The 5,951-nt window shown below is 70.2% G+C and carries 6 protein-coding genes; 2 read left to right on the top strand and 4 right to left on the bottom strand.

Annotation, left to right across the window (positions count from 1 at the left end; translation table 11 throughout):
- From mnmG to VHK87_RS12010, 3 genes are all read right to left on the bottom strand, one after another.
- A partial coding sequence (gene mnmG / locus VHK87_RS12020) for a tRNA uridine-5-carboxymethylaminomethyl(34) synthesis enzyme MnmG (RefSeq protein WP_329635132.1) occupies nucleotides 1-1,647 on the bottom strand: 1,647 nt, incomplete at its 3' end.
- 298 nt (nucleotides 1,648-1,945) lie between these two features.
- Nucleotides 1,946-3,286, bottom strand: coding sequence for a tRNA uridine-5-carboxymethylaminomethyl(34) synthesis GTPase MnmE (mnmE, locus tag VHK87_RS12015; RefSeq protein ID WP_329635131.1), 1,341 nt, complete (start codon nucleotides 3,284-3,286; stop codon nucleotides 1,946-1,948).
- The gene (locus VHK87_RS12010) at nucleotides 3,283-3,537 is read right to left on the bottom strand and encodes a DUF6489 family protein (protein ID WP_329635130.1); all 255 of its coding nucleotides are present in this window, start codon (nucleotides 3,535-3,537) and stop codon (nucleotides 3,283-3,285) included. Before VHK87_RS12010 ends, mnmE begins: the two co-directional genes overlap by 4 nt.
- Nucleotides 3,538-3,671: 134 nt before the next feature.
- Here VHK87_RS12010 and VHK87_RS12005 point away from each other — a divergent pair, with 134 nt between their 5' ends.
- Both VHK87_RS12005 and VHK87_RS12000 read left to right on the top strand, forming a co-directional pair.
- Nucleotides 3,672-4,370, top strand: a complete 699-nt coding sequence (locus VHK87_RS12005; protein WP_329635129.1) for a dienelactone hydrolase family protein — start codon at nucleotides 3,672-3,674, stop codon at nucleotides 4,368-4,370.
- Between the two features lie 3 nt (nucleotides 4,371-4,373).
- On the top strand, nucleotides 4,374-5,345 hold the full coding sequence (locus VHK87_RS12000) for a quinone oxidoreductase (RefSeq protein ID WP_329635128.1): 972 nt from the start codon (nucleotides 4,374-4,376) through the stop codon (nucleotides 5,343-5,345).
- A 96-nt stretch (nucleotides 5,346-5,441) separates the two neighbouring features.
- Here the strand turns inward: VHK87_RS12000 and VHK87_RS11995 are convergent.
- On the bottom strand, nucleotides 5,442-5,951 hold a 510-nt coding region (locus VHK87_RS11995; RefSeq protein ID WP_329635127.1), incomplete at its 5' end, for a glutathione S-transferase family protein.

The following is a 5,951-nucleotide window of genomic DNA, read 5'->3' as shown; positions in this document are numbered from 1 at the left end:
GTCCGCAGCCTGCCGGTCGAGGTAGCCAGCGTAGCTGGCGTCGATCTCGATCTGCTCGCGCACCTCGGGGGCCCAGCCGCCGATCTGCGGCCAGACCTGCGCCAGCCGCTCGAAGCTGATGTCCCGATAAGCCAGCAGCTGCAGCAGGTTGCGCCGCTGACCATCGGCCTTGACCGGAAGCCCGATCCGGCCGGCTTCGGTGGGCGTGAGGGTCAGGTCCGCCGCCTGCGAACGCGCCGCCGCCAAGGCCTCGGCCTTGGCCGCCCAGGCGGCCTGCCGGCCTGCACCCACGCAGCCCAGGGCGATCCCGAGCGGGGTCAGCCGCTGGTCGGCGTTATCGGCGCGCAGTGTCAGACGAAACTCCGCCCGGCTGGTGAACATCCGGTAGGGCTCGGTCACACCACGTGTGACCAGATCGTCGATCAGCACGCCGATGTAGCCTTCGTCCCGAGCGAACACCGCCGGCTCCGCGCCCGAGGCGGCCCGGGCCGCGTTCAGGCCGGCGACCAGCCCCTGGGCGGCCGCTTCCTCATAGCCGGTGGTCCCGTTGATCTGACCGGCCAGGAACAGGCCCGGCAGCCGCTTGACCTCGAGCGTCGCCGACAGCTCGCACGGATCCACATAGTCGTATTCGATAGCGTAGCCGTAGCGCCGCACGTCCACCTGCTCAAGGCCCGGGATGGTGCGCAGGAACAGGTCCTGGGTCTCTTCGGAGACCGAGGTCGAGATGCCGTTCGGATAGACGGTGTCGTCGTCCAGCCCCTCGGGCTCGAGGAAGATCTGGTGGCTCTGCTTGTCAGCGAACCGCACCACCTTGTCCTCGATTGAAGGGCAGTAGCGCGGCCCCCGGCCCGAGATCCGCCCGCCGTAGACGGCGCTCTCGCCGAGCCGCTCGGCAATGATCCTGTGGGTCTCGGCGGTGGTGTAGGTGATGCCGCACTCGACCTGCGGGTTCGCGACCTCCCGCGTGAGGAAGGAGAAGGGCGTCGGCGGATCGTCGGCGGCCTGCTTCTCCAGCCGGTCCCAGGCGATGGTCCGCCCGTCGAGCCTGGCCGGCGTGCCGGTCTTCAGCCGGCCCATCGTAAGGCCCAGCGAATAGAGCCGGTCGGCCAGGCCAATGGCCGGGGCCTCGCCGGCCCGGCCGGCCGGGATCCGCCGCTCGCCCAGATGGATGATCCCTTTCAGGAAGGTGCCGGTGGTCAGCACCACCCGGCCCGCGGCGTAGACCTCGCCGCTCGCCCCGACGACGCCAGCCACCCGGCCGTCTTCGACGACCAGATCCTCCACCGCCTCGGCCTTCACGGTGAGGTTTCCCGTGGCCGCCATCTCGGCCTGCATGGCCTGGCGATAGAGCTTGCGGTCGATCTGGCTGCGGGGCCCGCGGACCGCCGCGCCCTTGGAGCGGTTGAGCAGCCGGAATTGGATCCCGGCCGCGTCGGCCAGCCGGCCCATCACCCCATCGAGGGCGTCGATCTCCCGGACCAGGTGGCCCTTGCCCAGGCCGCCGATCGCCGGGTTGCAGCTCATCTCGCCGATGGTCTCGACCTTGTGGGTCAGCAGCAGGGTGCGCGCGCCGAAGCGGGCGGACGCCGCCGCCGCCTCGCAGCCCGCGTGGCCGCCGCCGATCACAATGACGTCCCAGCTCATCTCGAGGATCCAAAGAAGACTGCGGCGCCCGCTGGTGAGCGGACGCCGGCTCTGTGTGCCGCGGACATATAGCGAAAGTGGGGCCGCCGGTCGACGGTCCGGAATGTTTCACGTGGAACAGCGCCGGCGCCTTCCATCCCGTTCAGGTGAACAGGGCGCCGCCGGCTGAAGAGGGGCTGGTGGAAAGGGCAAGCGGATGCGTGGTGGATGAAGTTTACCCGCTCCCCCACGACTCGCTCCGCTCGGGCCGGCGGTCCTCCTCTCCCGGCGCCGGGAGAGGAATGTTTCACGTGGAACGCTATTTGCCGATGCAGAAGGCGGCGAAAACCCGGTCGAGGACGTCCTCCGGGTGGATGCGCCCGGTAATCCGGTCCAGCGCGCGGCCGGCGAGCCGCACGTCCTCGGCGGCGAGCTCGGGCGCAAGATCGTTGGCGAGCGCGCTCTCCAGCCGCTCGAGCGCTTCGGTCAGCAGTTCACGGTGGCGCTGGCGAGTGGCCGCCGGCGGCTCGCTGCCCGCCAGGTCGGCGACGGCCCGGTCGGCGAGACGGCGGATCAGCCCGTCGACGTCGTCGGTCCGGTGCGCGCTGAGCCGGACCAGCTCCAGACCTCGCGCCGAGGCTTGGGCCTCCGCCGCCGCGTCCGCGCCGCCCTTGGGCAGGTCGGCTTTGGTGACGACGAGGAGGTCGCCGCGCTGGAGCAGGTCGGCGTTGGAGAAGTCTCCCGCCGCGGCCGAGCCGTCCACGAGATATAGCCGCAGCGCCGCGCCCTCGGCCCAGACGCGCGCCCGACGCACGCCCTCGGCTTCGATTTCGTCTTGCGTCTCTCGCAGCCCGGCGGTGTCGGCGACCAGCGCCTTGTACCCGGCCAGCTGCAGCGGGACCTCGATGATGTCGCGGGTCGTGCCCGGCGTGGCGGTGACGATCGCCGCCTCTCGGCCGGCGAGGGCGTTGAGCAGTGTGGACTTGCCGGCGTTCGGCGCTCCGACCAGCGCGACGCGCCAACCCTCCCGGATCCGCTCGCCGCGGCGGACGTCGTCCAGCGCCGCCGTCACCTCGGCGATCAGCCGGCGCAACGGCGCCTCGGCCCGGCGTAGGACGTCCGTCGGAATCTCCTCGTCGGGGAAGTCGACGGCGGCCTCAAAGATCGCCTGGGCCTCGATCAGGTCCTCGCGCCAGCGCGCCTGCGCCTGGCTCATCCGCCCGCCCAGCTGGTCGAGCGCCTGACGCCGCTGGGCCGCCGTCTCGGCCTCGATCAGGTCGGCGACTCCTTCCGCCTGGGTCAGATCCAGCTTGCCGCGCTCGAACGCACGCCGTGTGAATTCCCCCGGTTCGGCTAGGCGCAGCCCCTGAGCCGCCAGCGCCTCGAGCAGCGCGGCCACCACCGCCGGCCCGCCGTGCACGTGAAACTCGACGAGGTCCTCGCCCGTGTAGCTGGCCGGTCCCTCGAACCACAGCACCAGCCCCCGATCGATCGGCTCGCCGGCCGGCGACCGGAGCGTCCGCACTCCCGCCTGCCGCGGCGGCGGCAACGCGCCGGCCAGCGCCTCGGCTGCAGGGCGCGACGCCGGCCCGGAGATCCGCACCACCGCCACCGCCGCGCGTCCGGGCGCGGTGGAGGCGGCGTAGATGGTCGAACTCATTTCGTGCGGCCGGACCCGCCCATCATGTTGTCCGCCGCCGCGGTCATCAGCTTGCGGAACTGGTCCTGCGAAGCGGCGCCGAACGAGGCCCAGGCCTTGAGCATCTCGTCGGGGCTGAGCATGGCCATGTTCTGCTCCATGCGCGCCTGCATCTCGCTGATCAGCTTGTCGTTCAGCGGGGTCACGTCCGGCAGGCCGAGGAAGGCCCGCGCCTCCTGCGGCGTGCACTCGACTTCAATGGTCATCTTCATGGCCGGGCCGGCTCCCTCAGCGTGCGTCTGGAGAAATCTCTTATGGCCGCCGAGCGGCCCTGCGGGCTAGTACCACCTTTCGCTCCGCAACAGGGCGCGGAGCCTCTGTTTCGAGAAGAAGGAGGTGTTCGGCGATGGGTGAGACGCGCAGCATCCGCACGAGCGACGGCGGGACCATGAGCGCCTACGTGGCGTGGCCCGGCCGCAGTCCGGCCGCGGCGGTGGTGGTGATCCAAGAGATCTTCGGGGTGAACCAGGTGATGCGCGACATCACCGACGGCCTCGCCGCCCAGGGCTATCTCGCCGTCTGCCCCGACCTCTTCTGGCGTATCGAACCCGGCATCGACATCACCGACCAGTCCGAGGCCGAGTGGAAGAAGGCGTTCGAGCTGTTCAACGCCTTCGACGTCGATAAGGGCGTGCAGGACATCGCCGCCACCCTCGCCGACATCCGCGCGGATTCCACGTGCAACGGCAAGGTCGGCGCGGTGGGCTTCTGCCTGGGCGGCCAGCTGGCCTACCTCACCGCCACCCGCACCGATGCGGACGCCGCAGTCTCTTACTACGGGGTCGGGATCGAGAACCGGCTCGGCGAGGCCGACAAGATCACCAAGCCGCTCCTCATGCACATCGCCGAGGAAGACCAGTTCGTTCCGAAGGCGGCTCAAGCCCAGATCGTCGGCGCGCTGAACGCCCACCCGCAGGTCACGATCCACACCTATCCCGGACGCGACCACGCCTTCGCCCGCGTCGGCGGCGAGCACTATGACGAGCACGACGCCCGCACGGCCGGCGAGCGGACCCTCGCCTTCTTCCGCCAGCATCTGGGCTGACCCATGCTGGCGATCCGCATCGAAGAGACTGGCGGACCCGAGGTCCTGAAGGCCGTTGACCTGCCAGCCCCCACACCAGGTCCCGGCCAGGTGCTCGTCAGGCACCAGGCTGTCGGCCTCAACTTTATCGACACCTACCACCGCACCGGCCTGTATCCGATCCGGCTGCCTTCGGGCCTCGGCATGGAGGCCGCCGGGACGGTCGAGGCCGTGGGCGAGGGCGTCACCCGGTTCGCGGTCGGCGATCCGATCGCCTACGCTTCCGGGCCCATCGGCGCCTACGCCGAGTTCCACGTGGTGGACCCCACCCGCGCGGTGAAGCCGCCGGCCGGCGTCGATCCGAAGGTCGCGGCCGCCGTCCTGCTAAAGGGCATGACCGCCGAGTTCCTGGTCCGCCGCTGCTTTCCGCTGAAGGCGGGACAGACGGCGCTGGTCCATGCGGCCGCCGGCGGCGTCGGCCAGATCCTCGTGCAGTGGGCCAAACACATCGGGTCGAACGTCATCGCCACCGTCGGCTCCCAGGACAAGGCTGAAGTCGCCCGCGGCCTCGGCGCCGACCACGTTATCCTCTACCGCGACCAGGACGTGGCGGCCGAGGTGCGCCGCATGACCGGCGGCAAGGGGGTGGAGGTCGCCTACGATTCCGTCGGCGCCGCGACCTTCGAGGGCACGCTGGCCAGCCTCGCGCGCCGCGGGATGTTCGTCAGCTTCGGCAACGCCTCCGGTCCGGCGCCGGCGGTGGAGCCGCTGCGGCTGCAGCGCGCCGGCTCGGTGTTCCTCACCCGGCCGACCCTCTTCGACTACACCACCACGACCGCCGAGCTGGACGACAGCGCAAGCGCCCTGTTCGACCTGATCGGCAAAGGCGTCATCAAGGTGGAAATCGGCCAGACCTTTCCCCTGGCCCGAGCCGCCGACGCCCATCGGGCGCTCGAAGCGCGTCAGACCGTCGGGGCGACCGTGTTAATACCGTAAGGCCTTCTCTCAACGAGAGAGGAAAGGGGCCGGCCCCACCCCAAGGTGGGTAGTCCCAGCCTGTGGATGAATGGTTTCACGTGGAACGTCCAGGCCCTACGCGCGTTCGTACGCCCTTTGCCTAGCCGGTAGGGCTTTCAGTCTGTCCAGGTAGGACTGCAATTCCGGCCCGAGCTGGTCACCCATCCTGAGTCGCTCGGCCAGCCCCAGAGCGTAGCCGACCGACACGTCCGCCAGGGTCACGGCCTCCCCGGCCAGGAAGGTCCGGTTCGCCACCGCCCGGCGCACCGGCTCCAGCCGCTCCAGGAAGGTCTCACGCGCGTCGTCCACCGCCTGCGGCAGCCGTCGCTCCGGCGGTTCGCGGAAACTGTAGCGCACCATAACGCCCATCGGCGGCGCCATGGTCGCCTCGCCGTAATGCAGGAACTGCAGGTACTGCGGGAACAGCGGATCGCCCGCGTCCGGGATCAGCCCCTTCGGCCCGTAGGTGCGGGCCAGGTATTCGCAGATCGCCAGCGACTCGGTCAGCTGAACCTGACCGTCGATCATCGTCGGTATCGTGTTGATCGGATTGACGTCTTGGTACTCCGGGTGATGCACCCGCGG

Source organism: Phenylobacterium sp., assembly GCF_036263695.1.
Classification (GTDB): domain Bacteria; phylum Pseudomonadota; class Alphaproteobacteria; order Caulobacterales; family Caulobacteraceae; genus Phenylobacterium.
Note: the sequence above shows the minus strand (reverse complement) of the source record. Positions and strands in the feature narration are given on the sequence as shown.